26 protein-coding genes and 1 pseudogene are annotated in these 26,742 nt (G+C 70.3%); 10 read left to right on the forward strand and 17 right to left on the reverse strand.

All coding sequences use genetic code 11. The features are described from left to right. Positions 1 to 10 precede the first annotated feature (10 nt). Positions 11 to 376, reverse strand: coding sequence for an ArsR/SmtB family transcription factor (locus ACFYO2_RS31090; protein ID WP_388355632.1), 366 nt, complete (start codon positions 374 to 376; stop codon positions 11 to 13). A 102-nt stretch (positions 377 to 478) separates the two neighbouring features. Between ACFYO2_RS31090 and ACFYO2_RS31095 the strand changes: the two genes are divergently transcribed. Next, positions 479 to 1,462 carry a zinc-binding alcohol dehydrogenase family protein gene (locus ACFYO2_RS31095; RefSeq protein ID WP_388355634.1) on the forward strand — a complete coding sequence of 328 codons (984 nt, stop codon included), beginning with the start codon at positions 479 to 481 and terminating at the stop codon, positions 1,460 to 1,462. Here ACFYO2_RS31095 and ACFYO2_RS31100 read toward each other — a convergent pair. Both ACFYO2_RS31100 and ACFYO2_RS31105 read right to left on the reverse strand, forming a co-directional pair. Next, a pseudogene (locus tag ACFYO2_RS31100) lies at positions 1,443 to 1,550 on the reverse strand (DUF397 domain-containing protein); the annotation flags it as partial. The gene ACFYO2_RS31095 and the pseudogene ACFYO2_RS31100 sit on opposite strands and share 20 nt — an antisense overlap. Beyond that, positions 1,504 to 2,463: a Scr1 family TA system antitoxin-like transcriptional regulator gene (locus ACFYO2_RS31105; protein ID WP_388355636.1), complete on the reverse strand. Its 960-nt coding sequence runs from the start codon at positions 2,461 to 2,463 to the stop codon at positions 1,504 to 1,506. The gene ACFYO2_RS31105 and the pseudogene ACFYO2_RS31100, both read right to left, overlap by 47 nt. Positions 2,464 to 2,576: 113 nt before the next feature. On the opposite strand from ACFYO2_RS31105, the gene ACFYO2_RS31110 reads away from it, so the two are divergent. Then, positions 2,577 to 3,209, forward strand: a complete 633-nt coding sequence (locus tag ACFYO2_RS31110; protein ID WP_388355637.1) for a hypothetical protein — start codon at positions 2,577 to 2,579, stop codon at positions 3,207 to 3,209. A gap of 624 nt (positions 3,210 to 3,833) precedes the next feature. Beyond that, positions 3,834 to 4,931: a multiple monosaccharide ABC transporter substrate-binding protein gene (gene chvE / locus ACFYO2_RS31115; protein WP_388355638.1), complete on the forward strand. Its 1,098-nt coding sequence runs from the start codon at positions 3,834 to 3,836 to the stop codon at positions 4,929 to 4,931. Positions 4,932 to 4,955: 24 nt separating this feature from the next. Here the strand turns inward: chvE and ACFYO2_RS31120 are convergent, their stop codons facing one another. Further along, positions 4,956 to 5,723 (reverse strand): CDP-alcohol phosphatidyltransferase family protein, encoded by a 768-nt coding sequence (locus ACFYO2_RS31120; RefSeq protein ID WP_388355640.1) that lies wholly within the window; start codon positions 5,721 to 5,723, stop codon positions 4,956 to 4,958. A 189-nt stretch (positions 5,724 to 5,912) separates the two neighbouring features. Further along, positions 5,913 to 7,193 carry a PucR family transcriptional regulator gene (locus ACFYO2_RS31125; protein WP_388355642.1) on the reverse strand — a complete coding sequence of 427 codons (1,281 nt, stop codon included), beginning with the start codon at positions 7,191 to 7,193 and terminating at the stop codon, positions 5,913 to 5,915. Between the two features lie 99 nt (positions 7,194 to 7,292). Here ACFYO2_RS31125 and ACFYO2_RS31130 point away from each other — a divergent pair, with 99 nt between their 5' ends. From ACFYO2_RS31130 to ACFYO2_RS31145, 4 genes are all read left to right on the forward strand, one after another. Further along, positions 7,293 to 7,751 carry a nucleoside deaminase gene (locus tag ACFYO2_RS31130; RefSeq protein WP_388355643.1) on the forward strand — a complete coding sequence of 153 codons (459 nt, stop codon included), beginning with the start codon at positions 7,293 to 7,295 and terminating at the stop codon, positions 7,749 to 7,751. After that, positions 7,744 to 8,709, forward strand: a complete 966-nt coding sequence (locus tag ACFYO2_RS31135; RefSeq protein ID WP_388355645.1) for an isopenicillin N synthase family dioxygenase — start codon at positions 7,744 to 7,746, stop codon at positions 8,707 to 8,709. The genes ACFYO2_RS31130 and ACFYO2_RS31135 overlap by 8 nt, the downstream gene beginning before the upstream one ends. 110 nt (positions 8,710 to 8,819) lie before the next feature. Then, entirely contained in the window at positions 8,820 to 10,931 is a 2,112-nt protein-coding gene (locus ACFYO2_RS31140) for a hypothetical protein (RefSeq protein WP_388355646.1), read from the forward strand. Further along, positions 10,931 to 12,508 carry a hypothetical protein gene (locus ACFYO2_RS31145; RefSeq protein ID WP_388355648.1) on the forward strand — a complete coding sequence of 526 codons (1,578 nt, stop codon included), beginning with the start codon at positions 10,931 to 10,933 and terminating at the stop codon, positions 12,506 to 12,508. The genes ACFYO2_RS31140 and ACFYO2_RS31145 overlap by 1 nt, the downstream gene beginning before the upstream one ends. A gap of 154 nt (positions 12,509 to 12,662) precedes the next feature. Here the strand turns inward: ACFYO2_RS31145 and ACFYO2_RS31150 are convergent, their stop codons facing one another. The 9 genes from ACFYO2_RS31150 to hemL form a co-directional block, all read right to left on the reverse strand. Beyond that, entirely contained in the window at positions 12,663 to 13,649 is a 987-nt protein-coding gene (locus ACFYO2_RS31150) for a CU044_5270 family protein (RefSeq protein WP_388355650.1), read from the reverse strand. Then, a complete protein-coding gene (locus tag ACFYO2_RS31155; RefSeq protein WP_388355652.1) occupies positions 13,646 to 14,251 on the reverse strand; it encodes an RNA polymerase sigma factor in 606 nt (201 codons plus the stop codon). Before ACFYO2_RS31155 ends, ACFYO2_RS31150 begins: the two co-directional genes overlap by 4 nt. An 85-nt stretch (positions 14,252 to 14,336) precedes the next feature. Beyond that, complete coding sequence (ccsB, locus tag ACFYO2_RS31160; RefSeq protein WP_388355653.1) at positions 14,337 to 15,431, reverse strand: c-type cytochrome biogenesis protein CcsB; 1,095 nt, start codon at positions 15,429 to 15,431, stop codon at positions 14,337 to 14,339. Then, entirely contained in the window at positions 15,428 to 17,146 is a 1,719-nt protein-coding gene (locus tag ACFYO2_RS31165; protein WP_388355655.1) for a cytochrome c biogenesis protein ResB, read from the reverse strand. Before ACFYO2_RS31165 ends, ccsB begins: the two co-directional genes overlap by 4 nt. 3 nt (positions 17,147 to 17,149) lie before the next feature. Continuing rightward, positions 17,150 to 17,923: a cytochrome c biogenesis CcdA family protein gene (locus ACFYO2_RS31170; protein ID WP_388355657.1), complete on the reverse strand. Its 774-nt coding sequence runs from the start codon at positions 17,921 to 17,923 to the stop codon at positions 17,150 to 17,152. Position 17,924: 1 nt separating this feature from the next. Further along, a complete protein-coding gene (locus ACFYO2_RS31175) occupies positions 17,925 to 18,533 on the reverse strand; it encodes a TlpA family protein disulfide reductase (protein WP_388355659.1) in 609 nt (202 codons plus the stop codon). 66 nt (positions 18,534 to 18,599) lie between these two features. Next, entirely contained in the window at positions 18,600 to 19,886 is a 1,287-nt protein-coding gene (locus tag ACFYO2_RS31180) for a hypothetical protein (protein ID WP_388355661.1), read from the reverse strand. Between the two features lie 148 nt (positions 19,887 to 20,034). Beyond that, complete coding sequence (locus tag ACFYO2_RS31185) at positions 20,035 to 20,718, reverse strand: histidine phosphatase family protein (protein WP_388355662.1); 684 nt, start codon at positions 20,716 to 20,718, stop codon at positions 20,035 to 20,037. Then, positions 20,715 to 22,034, reverse strand: coding sequence for a glutamate-1-semialdehyde 2,1-aminomutase (gene hemL / locus ACFYO2_RS31190; protein WP_388355664.1), 1,320 nt, complete (start codon positions 22,032 to 22,034; stop codon positions 20,715 to 20,717). Before hemL ends, ACFYO2_RS31185 begins: the two co-directional genes overlap by 4 nt. Before the next feature lie 596 nt (positions 22,035 to 22,630). Here hemL and ACFYO2_RS31195 point away from each other — a divergent pair. Next, a complete protein-coding gene (locus ACFYO2_RS31195; RefSeq protein ID WP_003974483.1) occupies positions 22,631 to 23,068 on the forward strand; it encodes a hypothetical protein in 438 nt (145 codons plus the stop codon). A gap of 9 nt (positions 23,069 to 23,077) precedes the next feature. Here ACFYO2_RS31195 and ACFYO2_RS31200 read toward each other — a convergent pair whose 3' ends face one another. Together ACFYO2_RS31200 and ACFYO2_RS31205 are read right to left on the reverse strand one after the other, a co-directional pair. Continuing rightward, on the reverse strand, positions 23,078 to 23,938 hold the full coding sequence (locus tag ACFYO2_RS31200; RefSeq protein ID WP_388355665.1) for an aquaporin: 861 nt from the start codon (positions 23,936 to 23,938) through the stop codon (positions 23,078 to 23,080). A 69-nt stretch (positions 23,939 to 24,007) separates the two neighbouring features. Beyond that, complete coding sequence (locus tag ACFYO2_RS31205; protein WP_388355666.1) at positions 24,008 to 24,322, reverse strand: ArsR/SmtB family transcription factor; 315 nt, start codon at positions 24,320 to 24,322, stop codon at positions 24,008 to 24,010. 98 nt (positions 24,323 to 24,420) lie between these two features. Between ACFYO2_RS31205 and ACFYO2_RS31210 the strand changes: the two genes are divergently transcribed. Then, complete coding sequence (locus tag ACFYO2_RS31210; protein ID WP_388355668.1) at positions 24,421 to 24,843, forward strand: arsenate reductase ArsC; 423 nt, start codon at positions 24,421 to 24,423, stop codon at positions 24,841 to 24,843. Between the two features lie 205 nt (positions 24,844 to 25,048). Further along, complete coding sequence (locus tag ACFYO2_RS31215) at positions 25,049 to 25,231, forward strand: hypothetical protein (RefSeq protein ID WP_388355670.1); 183 nt, start codon at positions 25,049 to 25,051, stop codon at positions 25,229 to 25,231. A gap of 63 nt (positions 25,232 to 25,294) precedes the next feature. On the opposite strand, the gene ACFYO2_RS31220 is transcribed toward ACFYO2_RS31215, so the two are convergent. After that, positions 25,295 to 26,740, reverse strand: a complete 1,446-nt coding sequence (locus ACFYO2_RS31220; RefSeq protein WP_388355672.1) for an ATP-binding protein — start codon at positions 26,738 to 26,740, stop codon at positions 25,295 to 25,297. Positions 26,741 to 26,742: the final 2 nt, after the last annotated feature.

Genomic DNA, 26,742 nt, shown 5'->3' on the forward strand with positions numbered 1-26,742 from the left:
CTCCGGCGGGTCATGGCAGGTGGGCCTGCTCCACGTGCTCGACCTCGCGCAGGACGAGTTCCAGCAGCCCCGGGAACCGCGCCTCGAACTCCTCCCGCCGCAGCCTGTTGACCCGCTTGGGCCCCATGTCCCGCTGCTCGACGAGGCCCGCCGCACGCAGCACCGAGAAGTGATGGCTGAGGGCCGCCTTGCCGACGGGCACGTCGAAGCTGCCGCAACTGCGCGACCACTGGGCCGACCCCGCCAACTCCCTCACCAGGGCGATGCGTACGGGATCGGCGAGCGCGGCGAGCGCGGTGAGGAGGGGGACGTCGTCGGGGTGGGTGTGCTCGGGGGCGGCCCGATGACTGGTGGTGGCCACGTTGTCCTGCCTCATGGATGACGACTGACGGCTTGCCGAGTGTTCGATGAAAACCATACACTCGCCAGTGTTCGCTTTTCATTGAACAGTCGGGAACAGTCGAACCAGGAGTCTGGCATGCGCGCGATCGAGATCCAGGAGTACGGCGGTCCCGAGGTCCTGAAGCCGGTGGAGGCGGAGGTACCCGAACCGGGCCCCGGCCAGGTGAGCGTCGACGTGGCGTACGCGGGCGTGAACTTCGCGGACTTGAAGGCCCGTTCGGACGGCTACCGGGTGCCCGCCCTCCCCTTCCGCCCCGGCCTGGAGTTCTCCGGCCGAGTGCGGGCGCTCGGCGAGGGAGTCGCCGGGCTCGCCGTGGGTCAGGAGGTGACCGCCCTGACGGAGGGCGGCGCCTACGCGGAGGTGGCCGTGGCGGAGGCGGCGACGGTCTTCCCGCTGCCGCCCGGCGTCGACCTGCGCACGGCCGCGACCCTCCCCACGGTGCTGCCGACGGCGTACGCCCTCGTCCACACGGTGGGCCGGCTGCAACCCGGCGAGAGTGTCCTGGTGCAGGGCGCGGCGGGCGGCATCGGCACGGTGGTCGGGCAGTTGGCGAAGGCTGCGGGCGCCGGGGCGGTGTACGGCGTGGTGTCGGCCGAGCCGAAGGCGGCCTACGCCCGCGAGCACGGCTACGACCAGGTCTTCGTCGGCGACTTCGAGAAGGCGGTACGGGAGGCGACCGGCGGCCGGGGCGTCGACCTGGCCCTGGACCCGGTGGGCGGCGAGACGTTCCGCGGCAGCCTGGCCTCCCTCGCGGTCTTCGGACGCCTGGTCTCCTTCGGCAACGCGAGCGGGGCGGACCCGTGGGGCGTGGGCCAGCCGGAGCTGTATCCCTACGGCATCACAGTGGGCGGCTTCTCCATCCTGACGCTCGCGAAGACGGCCCCGGAGGCGCTGCGTACGGTGGCCGACCGAGCCTTCGCCACGGTGGCCGACGGCACGGTGTCCCTGCCGGTGACGGCGGAGTTCGCGCTGGCAGAGGCGGCGGAGGCACACCGGTTGATGGGCACGCGGGCCAGCACGGGGAAGCTGTTGCTGAAGGTCAGCGCAGAGCGGAGGTGAACGCCGACCAGGCGAGGCGGCTGACGATCAGCACCGGGCCGTCAGGGATTTTGCTGTCGCGGACGGGGACGACGGTGGGGAAACCGGGGGCTACTTCGATGCAGTTGCCGCCGTTGGCGTCGCTGTGGCTGCTCTTGATCCAGGTCGCCGCGCTGAGATCGTGGCTGTTCATGATGCTCGTACCTCTCCATCGCGTCGCCGATCAGAACGGCGGACTCGGGGGCTGACGGAGAGTCCGCCCTGAGCACATCATAGGTCTGGCTATGCCGCGCGTAGACGGCTGGATCGCCGTTGAAATGGCCACGGTCAAGCGATTCCGAGTAGACCCACTCGTGCCCGTCAGGCATTTTGATCAACGACATGGAGCCGCTGGGCCGGACCAGTCCGATGCGGTCGGCCGAGGCCACCTGGATATGGATATTGGGGCGCCGCCCCAGGCTGAGCAAGTGAGCGCACTGGTCTCGCATGATGGCCGGGCCGCCCACCACGTTGCGCAGACAACTCTCGTCCAGAACGACTGCGTAGAACGGGCCGCCGTCGACCAGGAAGCGCCGCTGTCGACTCAGTCGAGCCCGGACGCGTTCCTCCAACTCGTCACCGCTCACGAGCCGTGAGAACAGGGCACGCGCGTAGTCCTCCGTCTGCAACAGCCCGGGGACGACGCGCTCCTGATACTCCCGCAGAGCAACCGCCACCTCATCCATCTCAGCCCGCCGCCGGAACCAATCCGGATGCTCCACCTGCGGATACCAGTCGACCTTCCCCCACAGCCGCGCCAACATCCCACCCGTGCCCAGCACTTCGTCGCACTTCTTCGCGAACGTGTCCTGCGGCACCCGGGTCCCCGCCTCCACGCGGGCCACGTGCGAGCGGTCACAGGGGATCTCCCTGGCCAGCCCGTCCTGCGTGAGCAGGGCCAGCTCGCGGAAATGGCGCAGCACCTCGCCGAACAGGTCGGCGCTCGTGACCCCGGACGCCCCTTCCGCATTGCGCCGCGTCACCGTGTCCCCCTCCGTGTCAAAGACCCACTCGCACGCGCCAGGCATTGATACCGACCGTTCCCCTGGGCGACGCTCGGTACACCCAGAGTTACGAAAGGTGCCGGGAGTTGCACATGCCTGAGCGGTTGGAACCGGGAACGCTCGTCTACGATCCACAGACGCGCAAGGTGGGCGAGTACCAGGACGGAGTCGGCCCGTACGCGATGCTGCGCCCGGTCGGCGGCGGCCGGGAATGGCAGGCGGACCCGGCGCGGATCCGGGCCGCAACCCGGGAGGAACGGCTGAGCGCGGGCGTGCGGGCGGCCAACGACCGTTCCAGGGAAGGGTTCGTGCCCCCGCCGCTGCTGGAGGCCGACACGGATCGGCCACCCGTTCCGGTCCCCGGTTGCGCGACGTGCGAGGAGTTGGCGACCCGGCGGGAGGAAGCACGGGCCGCGTTCGACTGCAGCGCGGAGACCGACGCGAACGTAGTGCTGCGGCAACACCAGGGCCGGGAACACGGCGGGACCCCGGCCGTGCGCCGGATCTTCCGGTACGTGCCCTACACGATCGTGCAGGACGCCTCGGCACAGCCGGAGTACGAGGCGCACTGCGTCTCGGGCGACGAAGCCGACTGCGGGGCGAGTTCCGGCCCGTGCCAGGCCCCGGCCGAGGTCGAGGAGTGGCAGCGCCGGCACACTCAGGAGACCCGCCACCTGCGCTATCGCCGCAGCTTCGCCGACTACGCGGTGTTCGAACGCCGGTAAGCCGGGTCCGAGCCGGAAAGCGATCTAGGAACTTTCTGTAACCGTTCCAGTTCGCCCCGTTGACACCCCGCGCACCCCCCCTTAATCTCAGCCAACCTTTAGAACATGTGACGAGATTTCGAACACTTGAAGGCGATTGCCCTGTGCACCCCCGGAATCAGCACGCCCGTGGCCTGAACGCCGTGGCGCAGCTCGGCGTGCGTACAGGAGCACACCGGCAAAGGGATGACGGGAGTCCGCGAGCGCCGGATGCCGGGCCGCGGCGGGACACCGACGCGCCCGAGCACCGACTCGAGCAACGTGCCGGACCGAACTGACCTCAACCCTTGTACGCCAAGACCCCCGACGACCTCGGTGGCTGCGTGCGGATCCACGAGGGCGCGGGGCTGATCCGCCCCGGCGCACCGCTCTGTCTGAAGTTCCGCCCGTCCAGGGCACCCGGGGATCTACCCGTACGGCACCCATCTGCGGCGCCGGCCCCCTGTTGACCGCCCGGGAGTGGGCACGGCGCGTCCGACTCACTCTCGACCTGCCGGCCGACTGCCCGACCCGCTGCACCGCTCCCCCATCGACGCCTGTTATGCCGTCATCCCCTCACGACGAGAACAACAAGGAACAATCACCATGGTCAACCGAAGAGCCGCTCTTGCCTTCCTCGGCGGAGCCGCCTCCCTCGCCCTCACCTTGTCCGCCTGCGGCCAGAGCAGCGAGGCCGGCTCCGCGAGCAGCTCCGAGGGCGGCGGTACCGTCGGGATCGCCATGCCGACCCGGGCCTCCGAGCGCTGGCTCACCGACGGCAAGAGCGTCGTCGAGAAGCTGAAGGGCATGGGGTACAAGACCAAGCTGGTCTACGGCGACGACGACCCGAAAGCCCAGTACTCACAGATCGAGACCCTGGTCAAGCAGGGCGTCGAGGCGCTGATCATCGCGGCCATCGACGCCAAGTCGCTGAACGGCGTGCTTCAACAGGCCGCCGACGCGAAGATTCCGGTGATCTCCTACGACCGGCTCATCCTCGGCACCAAGAACGTCGACTACTACGTCTCCTTCGACAACGAGATGGTCGGCCGGCAAGAGGCCCGCTACATCATCGAGAAGCTCGGCCTGGAGAAGGGCAAGGGCCCGTTCAACATCGAGATGTTCGCCGGCTCCCCCGACGACAACAACACCAAATACTTCTACAACGGTGCGATGGCGCTCCTGGAGGAGTACCTGGAGAGCAAGCAGTTGGTCGTCCGGTCCGGTGAGACCGAGATGAACAAGATCACCACCCTGCGCTGGGACGGGGCCACCGCGCAGAAGCGTATGAGCGGCCTCCTCACCAAGTGGTACAGCGGCCGGAAAGTCGACGCGGTCCTGTCGCCGTACGACGGCATCTCCCGGGGCGTCCTGTCCGCGCTGAAGTCGGACGGCTACGGCTCCGGCAGCAAGCCCCTCCCGATCGTCACCGGTCAGGACGCCGAGCTGGAGTCGGTGAAGTTGATCATCGCGGGTGAACAGTCGCAGACCGTCTACAAGGACATCCGCGCGCTCGCCGAGGCCGCCACAGAGATGGTCGACGACATACTCACCGGCAGGCTGCCGAGGGTGGACAACAGAACTGATTACAACAACGGCGTCAAGGACGTGCCCGTCCACCTGCTGCAGCCACAGAGCGTCGACAAGACCAACTACCGCATGCTGATCACGGACGGCTACTACACCGCCGGGCAGCTCAGGTAGCGACACAGCAGTACGGCTGCTGTCTCACCGCAGCCGCGACGACGACAGGATCGACAGCAGGTGGGCCGGGACCATCACCCACGTGATCACGGCGAGCGCGCCCAACGCCCAGCGGGTCGGCTCCAGGCCGCCGGTCATCTCGTCGGCCACGGCCGCGACCAGCAGCACCAGCGACGCCTCGATGCCGTTCGTCACGCGGTGGATCTTGAAGGCGGCGGCGAGGCGGCGTACCGTCGCCACGCCCTGCGAGCGCGGGCGGGTCGACTCGTCGTCGACGACGCCCAGCCCGCGCCGAGCGCGTGCCACGTCCACGAGGTCGGTCGAGGCCTTCAGCAGCACCACGCCCAGGGCGGTGGCGATGCCGATCGACAGCCAGCCGCCGACACCCGACTCGGCGGCCCGGTAGCCCGCGCCCGCCAGCAGGGCCGCGTCGGCCAGATAGGCGCCGAGCCGGTCGACGTAGATGCCGGACGCGCTGTTCTGGCCCTTCCAGCGGGCGACCTCACCGTCCACGCAGTCGAAGAGCAGGAACAACTGCATGAGGATGACCGCCAGTACCGCCCCCGTCAGCCCCGGGATCATCAGCGCGGCCCCGGAGGCCATCCCGCACACCACCATCGTCCAGGTCAGCTGGTCGGGGGTGACCGGCGTGCGCACGAGGTGCCGGGTGAACCGCAGCGAGACGCGCCGCATGTACAGCCGCCCCGCCCAGTGCTCGCCGTTGCGGCTCGCCAGCTTGGCCTGCGGCTGACAGACCTCCCGCAGCTCCTCCAGAACCGGAGCAGCAACCATGAACGTTCCTCCAAGGGGGCCCAACTGCCGCTGACACGGCGGTGATCGGCACAGGTTACCCGCCCGGACGTCTGGACATTTCGCGGGGAATTTTGACACGGTTCGAGCCAACCTCGCCGAACTGGCCCGTGCAGTACGGAACCCCGAAGACCGTCCTGTGCATGGCGCCGTACAACGGGACGAGCGAGGTCACACTGCGCTGGCCGGGATCCAGGCCACCGTCCGCAGTCCGCCCGCCACCGCCGGGCTCATCCCCCGCACCACCCGGTGCGCGCAGGCCGCCGTCAGGAGCTCGCCCAGCAGGTCCGGGTCGCCGATCTCCAGGCCGAGGAGGGACTCGATGCGCTCCAGGCGCTGGTAGAGGGACTGGCGGCCGATGTGGAGCAGCGCGGCCGTGCGGGTGGGTGAGCAGCCGTGGCGGAGGTGGACCTCCAGGGTGCGGACGAGGTCGCTGGGGTGGGCCGCCTCCCAGGCCAGCAGCGGGCCCAAAGCGTGCTGGACCAGCCCGGCGAGCCGCTCTCGGTTGGCGTCCACGCCGCCTCGGGTCAGCTCCCGCTCCAACGCCAGCGCGCGCGACGACGTCACCAGGGGGCCGCCCGCCATACCCGGTTCGGCGGCCGGCACGGTCAGCGCCAGCTCCAGCGTCGTACGGGCCGCACGCAGCGTGTCGCTCCAGCGCAGCCAGCCTCCGCCGGCGGCGACGGCGTGCCCGACCGCGACGGTCAGGCCGGGCTCGGCTGCCGTACGGAAGGCGTCCTGGACGGCCCGTACGGGGTCGCCGGCACGGGAGCCGGGGAGGGACAGCAGCGCCAGTACGTCCCCCGGGAACGCCGCCCGCAGTACCCCCGCCCCGCCCAGCAGCCGTACCGCACGGTCCACCGTGTTCACGTCCCGCGTGCCATGCAGGGACACGCCGAGAAGGCGGGCCCCGGGGCCCGGATGGAATCCCGCCAGTGCCGCCCGCGCCTCCACCTCCGGCTGGTTCAGCGCCGCCCGGTCCGCCAGGTCCGCCAGCAGGGCCGCCGTATGGTCGTCGCCCCACGGCCGTACCACCGACCGCCCCGACAGGCCACGGGCAACGATCGCGCGGTTCGCGGCCTCCGTGATCCGTACGAAGGGCACGACGCGATGCAGTGCCAGCAGCGGCAGACCCAGCCGACGGGCCTCGTCGGTCACCTCGGCCGGCATCGACGGCAGCGACCGCCCCACCTCCACCGCCAGCCCGGCCGCACCCCGTGCCGCCAGCTCGCGCACGTACCGGCGCCGGACCTCCTCGTCGGCGTCCGTCAGTCCGAAGCCGTTGGTCAGCAGCAGTTCCCCGCCGTCCAGGAAGTTCGCACCCTCGTACACCTCGCTGGAGTGCACCCAGCGGACGGGACGGTCCAGCGAACCCTCGCCCGCCAGGAGCCGGGGTTCGGCGGCCCGCACCGGGTCCAGCTCCAGGACTTCGCGGAGGGTGAGTGCGGGCACGGGAACCTCCAGGGTGCTGACAGTTCGTCCGGCTGCGGGATGCCCGGAGAGTACTTTCCGCACGTTGCCCTCGTGTTTCCGCCACAGGAGAGTGCAGTCATGGACCCTATGGATCAGGCGACGGCCCGCACCTGGCTGGCCACCGCAGTCGACGAGGCCCGCACCGGGCTCGCCGAGGGCGGCATCCCGATCGGCGCGGCTCTGTACGGCGCCGACGGCACCCTCCTCGGACGCGGCCACAACCTCCGCGTCCAGGACGACGACCCCTCGATGCACGCGGAGACGGCCGCCTTCCGGAACGCGGGACGGCAGCGGTCGTATCGCGGTACGACGATGGTGACCACCCTCTCCCCGTGCTGGTACTGCTCCGGCCTGGTCCGCCAGTTCGGCATCTCGCGGGTCGTCGTCGGCGAGGCGGCCACGTTCCACGGCGGGCACGACTGGCTGGCGGAGCACGGCGTGGAGATCGTGCTCCTGGACGATCCCGAGTGCGTCGAGATGATGCGCGACTTCATCAAGAACAACCCGGCACTGTGGAACGAGGACATTGGTGAGTAAGCCCCGCATTCCCACGATCGACCTGAAGCCCTGGGTCGAAGGCACCCCCGACACCCGCGCCGAGATCGCCCGCACCGTCGACGAGGCCCTTCAAACAGCCGGATTCCTGCTGGTCACCGGGCACGGTGTGGACCCGGCCCTGCGGTCGGGGATCCGGGAGGCGGCGCGGGCGTTCTTCCGGATGCCCGTCGACGTCAAGCAGCCGTACACGGCGAAGGTCGGCGGCCGCGGCTGGCTCGGGCCGGGCGCGGAGGCCAACGGGTATTCGGAGGGTACTGAGACTCCGCCGGACCTGAAGGAGTCGCTGACGTTCGCGACGCACGAGCACTTCGAGGACCCCGTGGTCGACGCGGAGTGGGCGGCGCCGAACGTCTGGCCCGCCGAGGTGCCAAAGCTGCGGGAACTCTGCGAGGAGTACCTGGCGCGGATGGCCGACCTGGAGAAGGAGCTGCTCTCCCTGCTCGGCGAGGCGCTCGGGCTCGACGCCGACTTCTTCTCGAAGCACATGGACCATCCGACGTACGGCTTCAACATCAACTGGTATCCGGGCACGGAGGTCGTCGGGGAGCCGCAGCCGGGGCAGTTCCGGATCGGCCCGCACACCGACTTCGGGACGGTGACGATCCTCGACCGGCAGGCCGGCAAGGGCGGACTGCAGGTCTACACGGACGCGGGTGGCTGGGAGGACGCGCCCTTCGATCCGGAGGCGTTCACCATCAACGTCGGTGACCTGCTGGCGCGTTGGACCGGCGACCGCTGGCGCTCGGGCCGCCACCGTGTGCTGCCCCCGCCGGCCGACGCACCCGCCGAGGAGCTGATGTCCCTCGTCTACTTCGGCGAGTGCACGCCGGGCACGCTGGTCGAGTCGCTGCCGGCGCCAGTGGGGCGGGTGGCCTACGAGCCGGTCGACTCGCACACGTACCTGCGGGCGAAGCTGGACTCGATCACCGTCGCGTGAGTCATCGGGGTGGGCCGAGAGTTTCGTAACCCAACGGACATCGCGGGGTCTGGCCCGCACCAACTCCCTCTCCTTACTCTGAGGTTGGAGTCTCTGGGGGGAGAGATGCGGTGGGCAGAGCGTTGCACGGGCGCGGGGCGCTGTTCGACACCGATCCGGCCGGTCTTGCTCCGCGGCTCGTGGGCCTGCGTCCGCATCAGCGCCGGGCCACCCCCGTGGAGCATCCGAAGGAGCTGCCCTTCGTGCTGCTCACCGGCGGGCGGGGGCTCGGCAAGAGCGCGGTGCTCGGTGAGTTGCGGGACGCCTACAAGGGGCATACGCCGGTCGCGTTGATCGACTGCGAGGACGTCCAGTTCGCGCGGCCGACCGGCGGGCGGCCCCTGGAGGCCTGGTCGCCGGTGTCGCAGGCGCTGCTGGTGGTCGCCGAGCAGCTGGCCGAGCCGGTGACCGGTGCCGGGCGGATCACGTTCCCGCGACTGATGTCGGGGCTGGTCGCGGTCGCGGCGGGCGGCTGGGGCGACGCGGACTCCGAGCGGATCCGGCGCGAGGTGGAGCGGATTCTGCTGCTGAACGAGGGCGGCTCGTGGATCGCCGGGTTCGCGGGGCGGATGGCCGGCCGGGTCACCGCCAACGTCGTCGCGGCGGTGAGCGGCACCGGGCCGCTCGTGGCGTCGGCGATCGAGGCGACCCTGGAGTCGTTCTCCGACAGTTTCGTCAACCGGCGCCAGCAGCGGGCCTCCGCCTGGTGGCGCGACTACCCGAACGCGGGCCGCGACGCCCGGCGCGGCCTGATCCTGCTGTCCGGGCACTTCCGGGCCGGCGGCACCTCCCGGGAGCACGCCGAGCGCCATCTCGTACGGGCGCTGCTCGCCGACCTGACCGACGCGTACGCGGGGATGCTGCCGCGGATGCAGCGGCTGGGGCGGCCCGTCGTGCTCATCGACAACGCGCACCGGGCTCCCGGCCCCGGGCTGGTGGACGCCATACTGCGCGACCGCGCCGACGGCATCGCCGACCAGGTCGTGTTCGTCGGCGGCCTGCGCGGCACCGACCGCCCGGTCCTGCGCAACGCCGTCCGGCGGACCCTGGCCGAGGTCGCGCGGCGCAGCGACTGGGTGCCGGACCCGGCGGCCCCGTCGTCCCGTGCGCTGCTGGTGGCGCTGTCGCCGCTCAGCCCCGACGACACCCTGCACCTGGTGGGCGCCGCCTGTGCGGACATGCCGGTGCCGCCCCAACTGCCGTACGCCACACATCGGTTGACCGGCGGCAACCCGCTGGGGATCGTCCGGCTGGCCGACTCCGCCGCGCAGAACCTGCCGGGCGCCGCCTCCCTCGGGGAGCTGCTGACCTCGGACGTACGGCTGGACGACGACCGCGACGGGCGGCCCACCTACCTCGAACTCCTCGACGGGCTGGTGCCCGCCGACCGCCTGGACGAGCTGACCGTGCTGGCCGCCGCCCACGACCACGACTCGGCCTGCGCGCTCGCCGAGGCGCTCCTCCCGGACGACTTCGGACCGGCCGACGTGCGTGCGCTGCAGACCCGGCTCGTGGCGGAAGGGCTGCCTGAGGTGCCGGGCCGGTTCGTCGGGGACTCCTTCGTACGGACCCTGCTGTTGCTGCGGCTGCACCACCGGGACGCGGACCACGGGCAGTGGCGGCGGGCGCACGAGACGCTCATCCGCTATTACGCGCACGCGGCCGACGACGACGATCCGGCCCGCGCCCGCTACCGGCTGCACCACGAACTCGCCCTCGGCGGCGCGGAGTCGGCGGTGGCGTACCTCCGCGACACCTTCCCCGCCCTGGACATCCGCGTCTGGCTGCGGTCCCTGCGGTTCATCGCGTCGGCGCCCTACTTCCACGCGCACGACGCCGAGGGCCACGACTTCGCCGGGGCCGGGCGCGCCGACCGGCGGGCGGCGATCGCGCTCGGGCGAACCGACGCCGAACAGGTCGTGCCGGAGGGCGCCGACGCGGTACTGCACCTGCGCATACGGCGGCTGCTGCACGCCGTGTGGCAGCTCACCGACCCGCTCGCGCTGCCCGACCCGAAGGTGTGCGACCGGCTGCGGTTCGAGCTGGAGCAGCTGTCCAACCTGCGCCCGGCGGGCAACGCGCTGCTGTGGCGGGCCTCGCGGGACTGGCCCGAGGACGCGCTCGCCGGGCGGGCGCTGCGCGTCCCGGACGACGACGAGGACGAACCGGACGGGGGGACGTGATGGCGGGGAGCGGTTCCGGCAGAGGCAGCGGTTCGGGCAGGGGCTTCGGCGCTCGGTTGCGTGAGAGTGTCTGGGAGATACCCCTGCGCCGCTATCTCGCCCTGCTGGTCGCCGCCGCCGTGGTGGCCGGCCTGGTCTTCGGTGTACGGGCGCTCGCGCACGACGACCGGTCCTGCGCCGCCGGGGTCGTACGGCCCGAGGGCAGCGACGAGTGCGTGGGCGTGTCGACGACGGGCTACTACTTCGGCCGGGCCCGGCTACGGGACACGGTCAGGGCGATCGACCGCGAGAACCGGTCCCTCAAGGCGGACAGCTATGTCACCGTCGCCCTCCTCGAGCCCTTCACCGCGACCGACGCCGACAACCTCGGCGACGTCCTGCACGAGTTGCAGGGCGCGTATCTGGCGCAGTACCAGGCCAACCACAAGTCGGCCGGGCAGACCCCGGCGATCCGACTGGTGCTGGCCAACCCCGGGGCGACCGGCGCCCACTGGGAGCACACGGTCAACCAGCTGGAGGAGATGACCAAGGGATCCGACCGGCTGCGGGCGGTGACCGGGGTCGGACTGAGCACCGAGAACAACAAGAAGGCCGTCGCCGAACTCACCCGGCGCGGGATTCCGGTGATCGGCACCTCCATCACCGCCGACGACCTCGCCAACGGCCAGGACGGCACCGACCCCTTCCCGGGGCTGGCCCGGGTCTCCCCCACCAACACCGACGAGGCCCGCGCCCTCGCGTCCTTCGCCAAGGTGACGGCGGGCAACGCCCTGCTGGTCTACGACAAGCCCGGCGACCCGTACACGACGACGCTGCAGAAGTCGTTCGCCGACCTCATCGACGGCTCGCCGTACGAGCCGCAGCCCTTCACCCCGCCCGACGACCGCAGCCAGGAGGGCACCACCGCCAACACCTTCCGGCAGATCACCCACCTCGTCTGCGACACCGCGCCGGACACCGACACCATCCTGTTCGCCGGACGGCACACCCAGCTGCGGCAGTTCATCAACGCGCTGGGCGGACGCGGCTGCCAGGACCGAAAGTTCACCCTGCTGACCGGCGACGAGGGCTCCTACCTCACCGGCGACAAGGATCTCGACCGCAGCGCCCTCACCCACAACCTCTCCGTGCGCTACACCGCCCTCGCCCACCCCGACGCCTGGACCAAGGACCCGGTGAAGACCGGCGGCTCGGCGAAGGACGCGCAGGCCCTCAACGGGCTGCTGGCGAGCAGCAAGCGCGCACCGGTCGGCCCGCTCGGCCCGATCACGCTGTCGGACGGCCAGCTGATCACCGCGTACGACGCCATGCAGCTGGCCGTCAAGGGCATCCGCGAGGCCACCCCCGACGGCGAGGTGGTCCCGCCGCTCGCCGACGTCGGCCTGCAGTGGCCGCAGGTGAAGGGCTCGCTGAAGGTGAGCGGGGCGAGCGGCTGGATCTGTCTGGACGTGCACGGCAACCCGTACGACAAGGCCGTACCGGTGGTGGAGGTGACCCCCCAGGGCACCAACCGCTTCGTGAAGATCGCCTGGCCGGAGGGGAAGCCACCGGCGAAGGAGTGTCTGCCGCCGTCCTAGCTCCGTTTTTCGAACTCACCGATCAATCGCTCGAACCGGGCCCGCCAGCGCGCCTCCGGCTCCCGGTCCCCCCGGAACTCGTGGCTGAAGCGCAGGGCGGACCCGTCGTCCCCGTGCCGCTCCAGGTGGAAGCGGATCGGAGGTCGCGCACGCGTCAGGGACGCTCGCCCTTCTTGTCCACGACCGCACGCTCAAGGACCGCGGTACGGCCCGTCACGTCGCCCTTGTCGAAGCCCCACCCAAGGTCCTCCGCCGCGACTTCGCGCTCCCCCAGGTACTCCTTCGTCTTCTTGTCGAAGATCAGCTCGACCCGTTCCCCGTCGTCCACCCTGGCCACCGCGACCCCATGTCGGCCGGCCGCGTCCACCGCGTCGTCGATCACGAAGACACCGGAGATCTTGGCGGCCGCCCGATAGAGCGCGGCGGCCTGCGCGGGCGGCATCAGGGACTCGCGGGTGAGGTCACCGACGAGGACGAAGTTGGCCTCGTCCTTGCTGCTGCTGCCCTCGCTGACGCTGTTCAGCCACTCGAACATCTTGTCGGGGTCGGTCGGCAGGGTCTGGAGGTGGCGGTAGCTGGTGTTGGAGGGGATGCCGGGGGTCTCCTTCTCCAGCGGTTCGTCGTGGTGCCCGGCGTCGGCGTCGTACAGCATGCCCTCCTCGGTGCCGTCGACCGACAGCCACACCTCGCGCTGGTGGATCGGTTCGAGCTTCGCGGGCCCGTCGCCGTCCTGCGTGGTCCAACCGACCTTGCTCCTGACGTACACGAACTGGTCGTCGCGGATGTCGGCCGGCACGTCTGCGTGCTCGGCGGCGAGCGCGATGTCCTCCCACAGTGCCTCGACCTTCTGCGAGGCGGCGGGATCGGAACGCTCCTGGCCGCCGGACGGCAGGGAGAGCGTGAAGGCGATGGCGCTGACCACGGCCACTGCTCCCGCGACCAGGGCGGGACGAAGCCAGGGCCCGCGGGTGGTGGACGGCCGGCGTTCTGGCCGGGTCTCGTGTTCCTGCCGGATCTCGGTCATCAGGCGCTCCTTGAGGAGTCGGTGACGCCCCGGCGGAAGGTCTCGCTCCGGAAGCTCCGGAAGCTCCGGAAGCTCCGGAAGTTCTGGAAGTTCTGGAAGTTCTGGAAGCTGGTTCATCGGTTTCCCTCCCTCAGGGGCCCGACCGCGGTGCCGCGGTCACCTCTCATCTGTCCGCGCGCTTCGGGGAGTTCCACATGTTTCGCGAGTTTTGTCCGCGCCCGCGAAAGCCGCGACCGTACGGTCCCCACCGGCACCCCCAGCGACTCGGCGGCGGCCCGGTAGTCCAGCCCGGACCACACGCACAGCGCCAGCACCTCCCGCTCGGACCGCCGCAGCTTCGCCAGCGCGGTGCGTACGACGGCCAGTTGCGCGGCGTCGTCGAGGCGCCCGGCGACCTCGTCGGCGAAATCGCGCACCGCCTCGTCACGGGGCAGTCGGGCGACGGCGGCGGCGTGCCTTCGGGCGGCGCGGCGGGTGTTGCGCGTGACGTTGGTGGCGATGCCGAGCAGCCAGGGGCGCAGGGAGCCGCCTTCCTCGTCGACCTTCGTCCGCAGCCGCCAGGCGTCGAGGAAGGTCAGCGAGACGACGTCGTCGGCGACCGTCCAGTCCCCCGTGAGCCGGTAGGCATGGTTGTACACGGAGCGTGCGTACGCGTCGAAGAGGTCGCCGAAGGCGTCGTGGTCCCCCGCGCGAATCCGTTTCCGTAGATTCGTATCCACGCCCTCTACCTGTCCGCATGACGAAGGCCGGTTCCCGTGACCCAGGTCACAGGCAACCGGCCTTCACCGTAAGCGAGTTACCGACTCACACGCCCGCGTAGGAGTGCTTGCCGCTCACGAAGATGTTGACGCCGTAGTAGTTGAACAGCCAGCAGCCGAAGGCGATCAGCGCCAGGTAGGCGGCCTTGCGGCCCTTCCAGCCGGCCGTGGCGCGGGCGTGCAGGTAGCAGGCGTAGGCGACCCAGGTGATGAACGCCCAGGTCTCCTTGGGGTCCCAGCCCCAGTAGCGGCCCCAGGCGTCGCCCGCCCAGATCGCGCCCGCGATGATCGTGAACGTCCACAGGGGGAAGACGGCCGCGTTGACGCGGTAGGAGAACTTGTCGAGGGAGGCCGAGGCGGGCAGCCGCTCGAGGAACGAGGTGGCGAACTGGCCGGGCTTGCCGCCGCTCTGGAGCTTGTTCTCGTACGAGTCCTTGAACAGGTAGAGGATCGTGCTGACGGCGCCCACGTAGAAGACCGCGCCGCACAGGATCGCGGTCGAGACGTGGATGTACAGCCAGTACGAGTGGAGGGCGGGAACCAACTGGTCGCTGGCGGTGTACAAGACAGTGACGGCGATGCCGAGATCGAGGAGGACCGTCGTGATCAGGAACAGTCCGAGCCAGCGCACGTTCTTCTTCAGCGCTAGCAGCGTGAGGTACACGCCGACCGCGACCGTCGAGAAGGTGATGTTGAACTCGTACATGTTGCCCCAGGGCGCCCGCTCCACCGAGGCCGCGCGGGCGACGACCCCGCCGAGCTCGATGAGGAACGCGAGCACCGTGAGGGACACCGCGATACGCCCGTAGAGGTCGCCCTGCGCGTCCCCACCGTGGGCGCCGGGCCCGTCGGGCACGTCACGCGCCCCGGCCGCGGACCGCACCACGACCTTCGGCCGCTCCAGTACGGCGGTCGAGCCGCCCTTCTTCACCGTGACGGCCGGCGCCTTCGCCTCCTTCTCGGCGGTGAGCGCGGCGGCGGTCCGGGCGATCTTGCTGCGGCCGCCGAAGGTCCACTCGGCGATGTACGTGAAGAAGGCCAGGGTGTAGACGGCCATCGCGGAGTAGATCAGCGTGTTGCTGAGGTTCGCGAGGTTTTCGTTGGTGGCGGCGGCGAGGTCGGTTGCGGCGGCGAGAGTCATTTCTCAGCCCCTTCGGCAGGTACGACTTGGGGGTCGGGGATGGCGGTGTCGTCGGGGGATTCGGGTTCGGGCGCCCCCGGTGCCTGGTCGTACAGGATCCCGGCGAGGTCGCCGAGTTCGTCGGGCACCTTGGCGGACTCGCTGCGGCCGAGGCCGGCCATCTCGACGACGGTGACGCCGTCGGCGCCCTTGACGGCCCGCACCCATACGCGGCGGCGCTGGATGAACAGGGAGACGGCCAGACCGAAGATCGCGGTGACCGCGCCGCCCAGCGCCCAGCCGCTGCCGGGCTGCCGGGTGATCTGGAAGTTGGCCCACTCCTTGGTGCCCTCGTAGGTGACCGTGCCGGCGCCGTTCGGGAGCTTCATGGTCTCGCCCGGCTTCAGGTTCTCCCGCAGCTGCTGGCCCTTGGCGTCCTTGAAACCCTTGAGGTGGCTCTTGTCGAGCTGGTACACGCTCTGCGGGATGCCCGCGTCGACACCGAGGTCGCCGTGGTAGGCCTCCAGGTTGAGCACCGGGTTGGTCAGCGCCGGGAACTGCGAGGCCACCTCGTTGCCCGGCACGTAGGTCGGCAGGAAGAACGCCTGGAAGCCGAGCTGTTCCTTGACGCCCTGGGCGTTGCGGTAGCCGTCCATGACCTTGATCGCACCGGAGGAGGTGACGTTGGAGTCGAGCGGCAGGAGGGGCACGGCCTGGTTGTAGACCACGTTGCCCTTGGCGTCGCGGACGGTGATGACGGGCGCGTAGCCGTGGGCGGTGAGGTAGACCTTCGAGTCGCCGATCTGCAGCGGCTCGTTGACCTTGACGGTGGTCTTCTCGTCCTTGCCGTAGGCGCCGATGCTGTAGTCGACGGTCGCCTGGTAGGTGCGCGGAGTGCCCTTGTTCGGGCCGTTCGTCTCGTAGGTGCCCGTGAAGTCGTCCAGGGTGAAGCTGAAGGGGTCCAGGTCGTCCTGGCTGAAGAGGTTGCCGGACTTGAAGTCGTCGTACTGGGTGATGGTGTTGGAGAAGCCGTCGCCCTCCACGACCAGCTTGTTGCCCTCCATCTTGAAGAGCTGACCCCAGGCGAAGGCGGTGAGCAGCACGATCAGGGCGATGTGGAAGGCGAGGTTGCCCAGTTCGCGGACGTAGCCCTTCTCGGCGGCGACGGAGTCCCCGGCGAGGTGGGCGCGGAAGCGGCGCTTCTTCAGCAGGGCGAGCGCGGCCTCGCGGACCTGCTCGGGCTCGGCCTCGGTGCGCCAGGTGGTGTGGGCGGGCAGCCGGGTCATGCGCCGGGGGGCGCCCGGCGGGCGGCCGCGCAGCTGGCCCACGAACTGCCAGGTGCGCGGGACGATGCAGCCGATGAGGGAGACGAACAGCAGGATGTAGATCGCGGAGAACCACACCGAGCTGTAGACGTGGAAGAGGCCGAGCTTGTCGTAGACGTCACCGAGGAGGGGGTGCGCGTCGCGGAAGTCGGCGACCTTCGTCTCGTCGGTCCCGGACTGCGGGATCAGCGAGCCGGGGATCGCGCCGAGCGACAGCAGCAGGAGCAGCAGGAGTGCGACCCGCATGGAGGTGAGCTGTCGCCAGAACCAGCGGGCCCAGCCGATGACGCCCAGGGAGGGGAGGTTGGGCAGCTCTTCCTTCGGCGCGGTGGACAGCTGGGATCCGGCGGCGCCGAGGTCCTGTTCGTCCGGGGTCGCCTCGGCGGGCGCGCCGGTGGTCGTCTTGCTCATCGATCAGATCCCCACAGTGAAGCCGTTGGACCAGGTCTGCATCTGGGCGACGATGTGGTCCCACGCGCCGGTCAGCAGCAGCAGACCGGTCACGATCATCATGGTGCCGCCCACGCGCATCACCCAGACGTAGTGGCGCTTGACCCAGCCGAACGCGCCGAGCGCCTTGCGGAAGGCGACCGCGGCGAGCACGAACGGTAGGCCGAGGCCGACGCAGTACGCGACCGTCAGTATGGCCCCGCGGCCGGCGCTCGCCTGGCTGAAGGACAGCGCCTGCACGGAGGCGAGGGTGGGTCCGATGCAGGGCGCCCAGCCGATGCCGAAGAGGGCGCCGAGGACGGGGGCGCCGACCAGTCCGGCGGTCGGCCGCTGGTGGAAGCGGAACTCGCGCTGGGTGAGCCAGGGCATCAGGCCCATGAAGAAGACGCCCATGAGGATCATGAGCACGCCGAGCACCTTGGACAGGATGCCCTTCTCTTCCTGCAGCGTCTGGCCGAAGTAGCCGAACAGGGCCCCGCCGGAGACGAACACGGCGGTGAAGCCGAGCACGAACAGCGAGGCGCCGACGACCATCCGCCCGCGGCGGGCCTCGGCCAGGTCGGTGCCGGTGACTCCGGTGACGTAGGAGAGGTAGCCGGGGACGAGGGGCAGGACGCACGGCGAGAAGAAGGAGACGAGTCCGCCGAGCAGGGCGATGGGCAGGGCGACCAGGAGGGCACCGCTGAACACGGTCTCGTTGCGGCCCGTCGCCTCGGCGAGGGTCAGGAGCGCGCTCACGTCACTTCTCCGCTACGACGGGCTTGAGCATGCTGAGCAGATCCTCCTCGCCGAGGGCCTGCAGCGCCCGCGCGGCGACCTTGCCGTCCCTGTCGATGACGAGCGTGGAGGGGATCAGCTGCGGGTTGAGGGTGCCCTTCTTGAAGCGGAGCATCAGCTTGCCCGTCGGGTCGTACAGGCTCGGGTAGGTGATGCCGTAGTCCTTCTCGAAGGCGATCGCGACGCCGGTGCTGGTGTCCCGGGTGTTGATGCCGACGAACTGGACGCCCTTGTCGGCGTACTCCTTGGAGATCTTGGAGAAGTACTTCGCCTCCGCGCGGCACGGGCCGCACCAGGAGCCCCAGACGTTGAGGACGACGACCTTGCCCTTGTAGTCGGCGACGTCGAGCTGCTTGCCGTCGATGGTGGCGCCGGAGAGTTCGGGTGCGGGGACCCGCTCGGTCGCGGCGACGGTGTCGATGCCGTTGTTGCCGGTGACGAAGTTGGTGTCGCCACCTCCGCCCGACGTACCGCCCGAGCTGCACGCGGACAGCGTCAGCGCGGCCGCCGCGGCAATGGCGGTGAGCAGGACGGCGCGACTACGGGTGCGACTACGGCTGGCGGCACTCATGTGAAAAGTTTCGCATGCCCGTTCTGAGGATCTTGCACACCCCCCTTGGGGGCGGAAACCCGCATTTCAGGCGGCGTTCGGGGAGGCTGCCGGGGAGGTTTCGGGGGCCTCCTGGAGGAACGTCTTCCAACCGCCGACCGGCTGCTGCCCGACATCGAGCGTACGGAGCTTGGCGAGCACCTCGGGCTTCTGTACGTCCATCCAGTCGACGAACTGCCGGAAGGAGACCAGGCGCACGTCCTCGCCCTTCTCCTTCTCCCGCGCGATGTACTTGAAGGCCTGCTCGACGGCGTCCATGTAGATGCCGCCGTTCCACTGCTCGAAGTGGTTGCCGACGAAGAAGGGGGCGCGGTTCGTCTCGTATGCCCGCCTGAATCCCGAGATGTAGGCACCGGCGGACTGCTCGCGCCAGGCCGGGTAGTTGTAGGAGGGCGCGTTGGTGGAGTTGATGGACTGGTTCGCCAAATGGTTGTAATCCATCGAGAGCACCTCGAAACGGTGGCCGGGGAAAGGTATCGCCTGCAGCGGCAGGTCCCACATCCCCTCCCGCTTCTGCGGCCATACCTGACGGCCGCCGGGCGAGGAGGCGTCGTAGCGCCAGCCCAGTTCGCGGGCGGTGGGCAGCAGGTTGTCCTGGCCGAGGAGACAGGGCGTGCGGCCGCCGACGAGTTCCTTGTCGTAGTCGAAGGGCAGCGCGGGCAGATCCGTCCATCCCGTGTTGGTCCGCCACTCCTTGACGAAGGACTTGGCCTGGTCGATCTCGCTGCGCCACTGCTGGGGCGTCCAGTTGCCGACGGTGCCGGCGCCGCCGCAGAAGTGGCCGTTGAAGTGGGTGCCTATCTCGTGCCCTTCGAGCCACGCCCGCCTCACGTTCGTCAACGTCGCCCTGACGTGCTCGTCGGTGAGGTAGCCGATGTCGGAGGCGCCGCGCGGGTTGTTCGGCGGGTCGTAGAGGCGCTTCTTCGACTCGGGCAGCAGGTACAGCCCGGAGAGGAAGAAGGTCATGCTCGCGCCGTGCTCCTTGGCGAGGTCCAGGAAGCGCGGGAAGAGGCCGTTGCCGACCTCGGCGGCCCCGTCCCAGGAGAAGATCACGAACTGCGGCGGGGTCTGCCCCGGCTCCAACGGCTCGGGCCTGGCGGGCTGGTGCGGCTGCTTGCCCGTGAAGGAGGTGGAGCCGTCGCCGAGGGGGCGGGCGGTCGGCTTCGGGCTGCCGGAACGGTTCTTCCCGGACCCGGAACCTCCGGCAGGGCTCGGCCCGTCCGACGACGTGAGCGTGCCGCACCCCGCCAGTCCTACGGCGGTCGCGGCGCCCGCGCCGAGTCCGAGTGCTCCCCTACGGGTGAGAGTGCGCATTGCATCCCCGTTCGTCACGTTCTCTGGTGGTCACCCAGTCAGAGGTGGCGACGAACGGGGAGGTTCCTCCGGTACTTCCGGATTCCGTAACAGAGGACCGTCGAAAGGGAGGGGCGTGTAGGGGCCCTGGCCCCGAAGGCCTCGGGGTCTACGCCCCGAAGGCCTTACTCTTCCCCTTCACCGGCCGGGCGCCGGCGAGGAGATGAGCGGGGACGAGATCGCGGGCCGGCTCGGTGTAGCCGACGGAGACGATCTTGTCGCCCTGGTAGGTGAAGGTCGTCAGGGACGCGAGGGTGCACTGCCGCTTGCGCGGGTCGTGCCACAGTCGCCGCTTCTCGACGTACGACCGCACGATCCAGATCGGCAGCTGGTGGCTGACGAGCACGGCCTCGTGGCCGCGCGCCTGGTCCTTCGCCACGCTCAGCGCGCCCATCATGCGGATGACCTGGTCGACGTACGGCTCACCCCAGGACGGCTTGAACGGGTTGACCAGGTGCTTCCAGTTCTCGGGCCGCCGCAGCGCCCCGTCCCCGACCCCGAAGGTCTTGCCCTGGAAGACGTTCTCGGCCTCGATGAGCCGCTCGTCGGTGGCGATGTCCAGGCCGTGCGCCTTGGCGATGGGCATCGCCGTCTCCTGCGCCCGCTCCAGCGGAGAGGCGACGACGTGCGTCACGTCACGGGTGGCCAGGTGCTCGGCGACCCGGTCGGCCATCTGCCGGCCCAGTTCGGAGAGGTGGTAGCCGCCGAGACGGCCGTAGAGGACGCCGTCCGGGTTGGCGACCTCACCGTGCCGCATGAGGTGGACGACGGTGATCTCGTTGTTCGGGCTCATGCTTCCGTGGCCTCCGCAGCCGCTCGGGCCGCCGCCGGAAGGGCGTCGGCGATCCGCTGGACGGCCCGCTCGTCATGGGCCGTGGACACGAACCAGGACTCGAAGGACGACGGCGGCAGGTAGACGCCGTTCGCCAGCAGGGAGTGGAAGAAGGCGCTGAAGCGGTACGACTCCTGCGCCTTCGCGTCCTCGTAGTCGCGGACCGGGCGGTCCGTGAAGAAGACGGAGAACATGTTGGAGGCGTTCTGCACGGTGTGCGCGACGCCTTCCTTGGTGAGGGCCCCGGAGACCAGCGCCTGGATCCGCGCCGACACGTCGTTGATCTTGGCGTAGGCCGCGTCGTCGAGCAGCCGCAGCTGGGCGAGACCGGCGGCGGTGGCGACGGGGTTACCGGAGAGGGTGCCGGCCTGGTAGACGGGCCCGGCGGGCGCGAGGTGCCCCATGACATCGGCACGACCGCCGAAGGCGGCGGCCGGGAACCCGCCGCCCATCACCTTGCCGAAGGTCATCAGGTCGGGCCGGACGCCGTCGATGCCGTACCAGCCTGCCTTGCTGGTCCGGAAGCCGGTCATGACCTCGTCGGAGATGTAGAGCGCGCCATTCGTCGCGCACGCGTCCTTCAGCCCCTGGTTGAAGCCGGGCAGCGGCGGTACGACGCCCATGTTGCCCGGGGAGGCCTCGGTGATCACGCAGGCGATCTCGCCGGGGTGGGCCTGGAAGGCGGCGTGCACGGCGTCGAGGTCGTTGTAGGGCAGGACGATGGTGTCGCCGGCCTGGGCGCCGGTGACACCGGGGGTGTCGGGGAGGGCGAAGGTGGCGACCCCGGATCCGGCGGCGGCGAGCAGCGAGTCGACGTGACCGTGGTAACACCCGGCGAACTTGACCACCTTGGTGCGCCGGGTGAACCCGCGGGCGAGCCGGATGGCCGACATGGTGGCCTCGGTCCCGCTGGACACCAGCCGCACCTGCTCCAGCGGCTCGATCCGGGCGACCATCTCCTCGGCGAGCGCGACCTCCCCCTCACCGGGCGTACCGAAGGAGGTGCCGCGAGAGACGGCGTCCTGCACGGCGGCGATGACCTCGGGGTGGGAGTGCCCGAGGATCATGGGCCCCCAGGAACAGACCAGGTCGACGTACTCGCGCCCGTCGGCGTCCTTGAGGTACGGGCCAGTGCCGGACACCATGAACCGGGGCGTTCCGCCCACGGCACGGAAGGCGCGCACCGGGGAGTTCACGCCGCCGGGTGTGACGGCGGCCGCACGGTCGAACAGGGCCTGCGAGACAGGCGCATCGTATGAATAGGGCAATTCGCTCATGTCCTGCGACTTCTCCGACCTTCTCCGACTGCTCGGACTCCGGTTTTGCCAGTGACCTCCTCAGGGTAGGCCAGGGGGCGCCGAGGACAGCGGGCCACTGTGGACGTGCAGCTGAGGCGGCCGCGGACGCGCCGCCGGGCGACCTCGGACGCGCCGCCGAGGCGGCTACTGACCCGGCAACCAGTCCGGGCCCCCCGTCATCTGCGAGACTGGCACCTGATACACACAGCTCACAGGGACGATGTTGTCGTGCGCCCTGTTCAGGGGCTGCAAAGATCCTGCGGACAGGTGTTTCAACGCACGTTTCGGCGGGCGGCCGTGGGGGAGGTCACTGACACGATGATCGGGTTGCGCGGCGGGGGCCACGCGTCCTAGAAAAGCAGTCGGGTGGAGATATGCATCGCGGTGGAGGACTGGGCGAGGGGACTGACGACCTCGGTCCTCGACGTGCCCGGCGGGGAAAGCACCGACGCGACGCGGAGGAATCGAACGAAGCCCGGCCGGGACACGTTGTACCGGGTGTACCTGGTGATGAGGCGGAGCGGGCCGACCGAAGGGTCGACCGGCTGAGGGCGGGGAGCAGGAATGGTGGTCGGGTGGGGGTGACGTACAAGTACTTCGGCGCGCCTGACGGCGCGACCGCAGCCCGCGTCCCGATCTCGATGCGCCCCGAGGAACTCGGCGGCGACGAGCTCGGCATGAACGGCATGTTCACGAAGATCAAGCCGGAGACCATGGCGGCGATGGTCCTCACCGGCATCGAGGGCGTCCCCCTCCACAAGGTCCCACCGCTGGAACTCGTCGTCCTGCACCCCGACTACGCGGTCGTGAAGCTCCCGATGACGGTCGTCGACCCGCTTCGCGGCATAGGCGAGGAGGCCGTGGGCGCGGCGGCGTTCATCTGGTCGACGGTGCCGGACCGGGGCGGTCCCCGGGACGCGTTCAACGTGTACCAACTGCTGCACGAGTGGCAGGATTTCAGCCATCGCCTGCACGAGGCCGGGCATCAGCCGTACTGCCTTGTGTGGCCCTGAGTTCGGGTCTCACTGGTTTCGGGCGGGGTTTTCGGACCCCGCCTTTGTCATGTGCCGTCCGCGCATGAAGACGACCGCGACCAGGGCCAGCCCGACCACCGCGCCGACGAGCTGCATGCCGATGAACGCCGGGACGGAGCCCGGTGCGATGCCCGCGAAGGTGTCGCTGAAGGCGCGGCCGACCGTCACCGCCGGGTTGGCGAAGGACGTGGACGAGGTGAACCAGTACGCGGCGCCGATGTACGACGCGACCGCGACGGGGGCGAAGCGGAGGCGGTCGGTGCGAGCCAGGCCGAAGATCAGCAGGATGAGACCGGCCGTCGCGACGACCTCACCGAGCAGCAGGTGCCCCGCCGACCGGTCGTGGGTGGACCACTTCACCAGCGGCTCGCCGAACATCGCGTCGGCCAGGACGGCCCCCGCGATCGCACCCACGGCCTGTGCCGGGACGTAGACGGCGACCTCGCGCAGGGTGACGCCAGGGCCACCGCGACGGGCCGTCCACCACTCGGCCAGGGTGACCACGGGGTTGAAGTGGGCACCGGAGACCGGGCCGAGCAGAGTGATCAGGACGCCGAGACCGAAGACGGTGGCAAGGGAGTTGGCCAGCAGTTGCAGGCCGACATCCTGGGTCAGCTCGGTGGCCTGGATGCCCGAGCCGACCACCACCGCGACGAGCCCCGCCGTGCCGACCAGTTCGGCGGCGGCCCTGGAGATCAGCGGAGGGGTGTGGGGCGGGGTGGCACCGGGGGCGGCGGGCTGCGGCTCGGGGCCCGCGAGGGCTGTGCGTGCGAGGCCTGCGCCGACGGGGGCCGTGGCGGACTCCGAGTCCACTGCTCCGGCGCGCTCGGTGGGCTCGGTGGCGGTCAACAGGTCTCCTCGGTGCAGTCGCCGTAGGGCGGGGACGCCGTAGCGGCGGGGATGCCGTAGGCGCGGGATTCAGGGACAGGACCGCTTGGTGTTGTTCTCGGCGGTGGCGCGCGCGGTCTCCGCGAGGTCGGCGAACTGACCGGCGAGCGAGGCGATGACATCGGGCTTGAGCCGGTAGTAGGTGAACCGGCCGCACGGCTCCGTCTCCACGACGCCGGACTCGCGCAGCACCTTGAGATGGTTGGAGAGGTTGGTCTGCCTGGCCCCCGTCTCCTCGATCAGGTGGGTGCTGCAGAGCGTCTCCGTGGCGAGCAGGGTGACGATCCGGAGCCGGAGCGGGTCCGCCAGTACCCGCATCAGATCAGTGTCGACTGACGTCATCATGGGCTGATACTGTCACATCACTTCGAACTGATACCAGCCAGGGCTGAACCGGGACCCACATCCCCGCCCCCTTGATCCACATCGCCAAGGAAGAACCGATGCCCTCCTCCAGCCCGCTCGCCTCCGTGCTGTTCGTCTGCGTCCACAACGCCGGGCGCTCGCAGATGGCCGCCGGGTTCCTGTCCGGCCTCGCGGGCGACCGGATCGAGGTCCGCTCCGCCGGTTCCGTCCCGGGCGACCAGGTCAACCCGTCCGCCGTCGAGGCCATGAAGGAAGTCGGCATCGACATCGCCGACGCCAAGCCGAAGATCCTCACCACCGAGGCCGTCCAGGCGTCCGACTACGTCATCACCATGGGCTGCGGCGACGCCTGCCCCATCTTCCCCGGCAAGAAGTACCTCGACTGGGCCCTGGAGGATCCGGCCGGCAAGGGCGTGGAGGCCGTACGCCCCATCCGCGACGAGATCAAGACCCGCGTCGAGGCCCTGATCGCCGAGATCGACGCCCAGCGGAAGGCGTGAGCGGCATGCGTGCGCGGAAGGCGTGCGCGGAAGGCATGAGCGGCATTCCACCGGACCCCGGAGGAAGGGCGTAGGTGGAGCGGGCTACACCACCGATTGGGGAGAGCACTCTCTCGTGACGGCAGCCCGCGGACGGGATCGTTGATCTCACAAGGTCAACGGCTCCCCGTCGGGGAGATCCACCCCTCCCCGAAAGGCACCTCCCATGAAGGCGATGCTCTCCTCCCGCCCCGTCCTGTGGTTCCTGTTCCTCTTCAACCTCACCGTCGCCCTGGCCGCCCCGCTCATCGACGACAGCGCGAAAGGCATCGCGACCAGCATCGGCATGGCGGTCGTCTCCCTGGGAGCCGGAACGGCCCTGTTCAAGGGCCGCGGCCAACGCGCCTGAGCGACCGGTCCCGAGTCCTTCGCGGCACGCGGCGCCGTCTCACCACCGCGCACCCTACCCGCCTCAGCCACCGCCCACCGTGAACCCGATCACCGTCCCGCCGCCCTCCCGCCGTACGGCGAACGGCGCTCCCCCGTGTGCGAGGGCCACCTCGCGCACGATGGACAGGCCGAGGCCCGAGCCAGGCAGGGAGCGGGCGTCGGCGGCGCGGTAGAAGCGGTCGAAGACGCGGATCAGGTCGGCGTCGGCGATGCCGGGACCCCGGTCGAGGACCTCGACGCGGACCGTGCCGGTGGGGGCGGCCCCGTTCGGGCGAAGCCGGTGCGGGAGGGCCGGACCGCTGACCGTGATCTCGATGGGCGCGGTGCCGTCACGGTCGAACTTGGCGGCGTTCTCGACGAGGTTGGAGAGCGCACGCTGCAGCATCCCCGGGCGGCCGTCGGTCGTCGTGTCCCCGCTCGCGCGGACGACGATCTCCCGCCCGGTACGGCGACCCGCGACCCCGGCGACGTCCTCGGCGATGTCGGCGAGGTCGACGCGCTGCGGCGGCTCGGTGTCGGACTGCCCGGCCGCGAGGTCGACCAGCTCGTTGACGAGGTCGGTCAGCTCACGGGCCTCCTGGCTCAGGTCCGCCACCAGCTCGTCCCGGGTCTCGGGGGGCAGCTCGTCGATCCGGCGCAGCAACGAGATGTTCGTACGCAGAGAGGTCAGCGGCGTACGCAGCTCGTGCCCCGCGTCCTGGACCAGCCGCCGCTGGTCCTCCTCGGACTGGGCGAGCCGTCCGAGCATGCCGTCGAAGGCGCGGCCGAGGCGGCCGACCTCGTCGTAGCCGGCGACGGGCACCTGGATGCCGAGCCGGCGGGTGCGGGCGACGTCCTCGGCGGCGGAGGTGAGGATCACCAGCCGCCGGGTGATGCGCCGGGCCAGCCACCAGCCGAACAGTCCGGCCGCGATCACGACCGCGACCATCAGGATCAGCGTCCGCTGCTGCAGGGCTCGCAGCAGGTCCTCGGTGTCGCTGAACTCCTGCGCGACCTGCACCGCTCCGCGCCCGCCGCCGAGCGAGACGGTCGCGATCCGGTAGACGTCGTGGCCGACGTCGACGTCCTTGTGCTCGACCATCGTCCCGGCCAGCGAGTCGACCGCGATCCGCCGGTCCCGGGCGACGACCGGCAGCCCCGGCCGACCGGGGTCGACGACGCCGCCGTCCGGGCCGAGCACCTGCACGTCGGTGCGTGCGGGCCGTACGAGGTCGTGGCCCGGCGCGGAGGAGGAGAAGTCGTCGGGTGTCATCCGGTGCGTGCGCACCTCGTCCCGCAGGTCCTGCACGACCTGGTCGAACACGGACTCCTGGTCCACCCGGACCAGCCGGGCGGCGGCGTTGTAGGACAGCACGCCGACCAGGACGGTGACGGCGGCGGTCACGGCGGCGAAGGACACCGCGAAGGTGGTCCGCAGGGACAGGAGCCGGGGCCGCCGTCTCACCAGCAGCCGCCCGAGGCGGCCCACCG

Origin of the sequence: Streptomyces sp. NPDC006602 (genome assembly GCF_042870385.1) — a bacterium.
Taxonomy (GTDB): Bacteria; Actinomycetota; Actinomycetes; order Streptomycetales; family Streptomycetaceae; genus Streptomyces.

Coding starts and splice junctions, on each gene's coding strand:
- ACFYO2_RS31090 (WP_388355632.1), bottom strand. CDS start 376: ATGAGGCAGGACAACGTGGCCACCACCAGTCATCGGGCCGCCCCCGAG.
- ACFYO2_RS31095 (WP_388355634.1), top strand. CDS start 479: ATGCGCGCGATCGAGATCCAGGAGTACGGCGGTCCCGAGGTCCTGAAG.
- ACFYO2_RS31110 (WP_388355637.1), top strand. CDS start 2,577: ATGCCTGAGCGGTTGGAACCGGGAACGCTCGTCTACGATCCACAGACG.
- chvE (WP_388355638.1), top strand. CDS start 3,834: ATGGTCAACCGAAGAGCCGCTCTTGCCTTCCTCGGCGGAGCCGCCTCC.
- ACFYO2_RS31120 (WP_388355640.1), bottom strand. CDS start 5,723: ATGGTTGCTGCTCCGGTTCTGGAGGAGCTGCGGGAGGTCTGTCAGCCG.
- ACFYO2_RS31130 (WP_388355643.1), top strand. CDS start 7,293: ATGGACCCTATGGATCAGGCGACGGCCCGCACCTGGCTGGCCACCGCA.
- ACFYO2_RS31145 (WP_388355648.1), top strand. CDS start 10,931: ATGGCGGGGAGCGGTTCCGGCAGAGGCAGCGGTTCGGGCAGGGGCTTC.
- ACFYO2_RS31150 (WP_388355650.1), bottom strand. CDS start 13,649: ATGAACCAGCTTCCAGAACTTCCAGAACTTCCAGAACTTCCGGAGCTT.
- ccsB (WP_388355653.1), bottom strand. CDS start 15,431: ATGACTCTCGCCGCCGCAACCGACCTCGCCGCCGCCACCAACGAAAAC.
- ACFYO2_RS31165 (WP_388355655.1), bottom strand. CDS start 17,146: ATGAGCAAGACGACCACCGGCGCGCCCGCCGAGGCGACCCCGGACGAA.
- ACFYO2_RS31175 (WP_388355659.1), bottom strand. CDS start 18,533: ATGAGTGCCGCCAGCCGTAGTCGCACCCGTAGTCGCGCCGTCCTGCTC.
- ACFYO2_RS31180 (WP_388355661.1), bottom strand. CDS start 19,886: ATGCGCACTCTCACCCGTAGGGGAGCACTCGGACTCGGCGCGGGCGCC.
- ACFYO2_RS31185 (WP_388355662.1), bottom strand. CDS start 20,718: ATGAGCCCGAACAACGAGATCACCGTCGTCCACCTCATGCGGCACGGT.
- hemL (WP_388355664.1), bottom strand. CDS start 22,034: ATGAGCGAATTGCCCTATTCATACGATGCGCCTGTCTCGCAGGCCCTG.
- ACFYO2_RS31205 (WP_388355666.1), bottom strand. CDS start 24,322: ATGATGACGTCAGTCGACACTGATCTGATGCGGGTACTGGCGGACCCG.
- ACFYO2_RS31210 (WP_388355668.1), top strand. CDS start 24,421: ATGCCCTCCTCCAGCCCGCTCGCCTCCGTGCTGTTCGTCTGCGTCCAC.
- ACFYO2_RS31215 (WP_388355670.1), top strand. CDS start 25,049: ATGAAGGCGATGCTCTCCTCCCGCCCCGTCCTGTGGTTCCTGTTCCTC.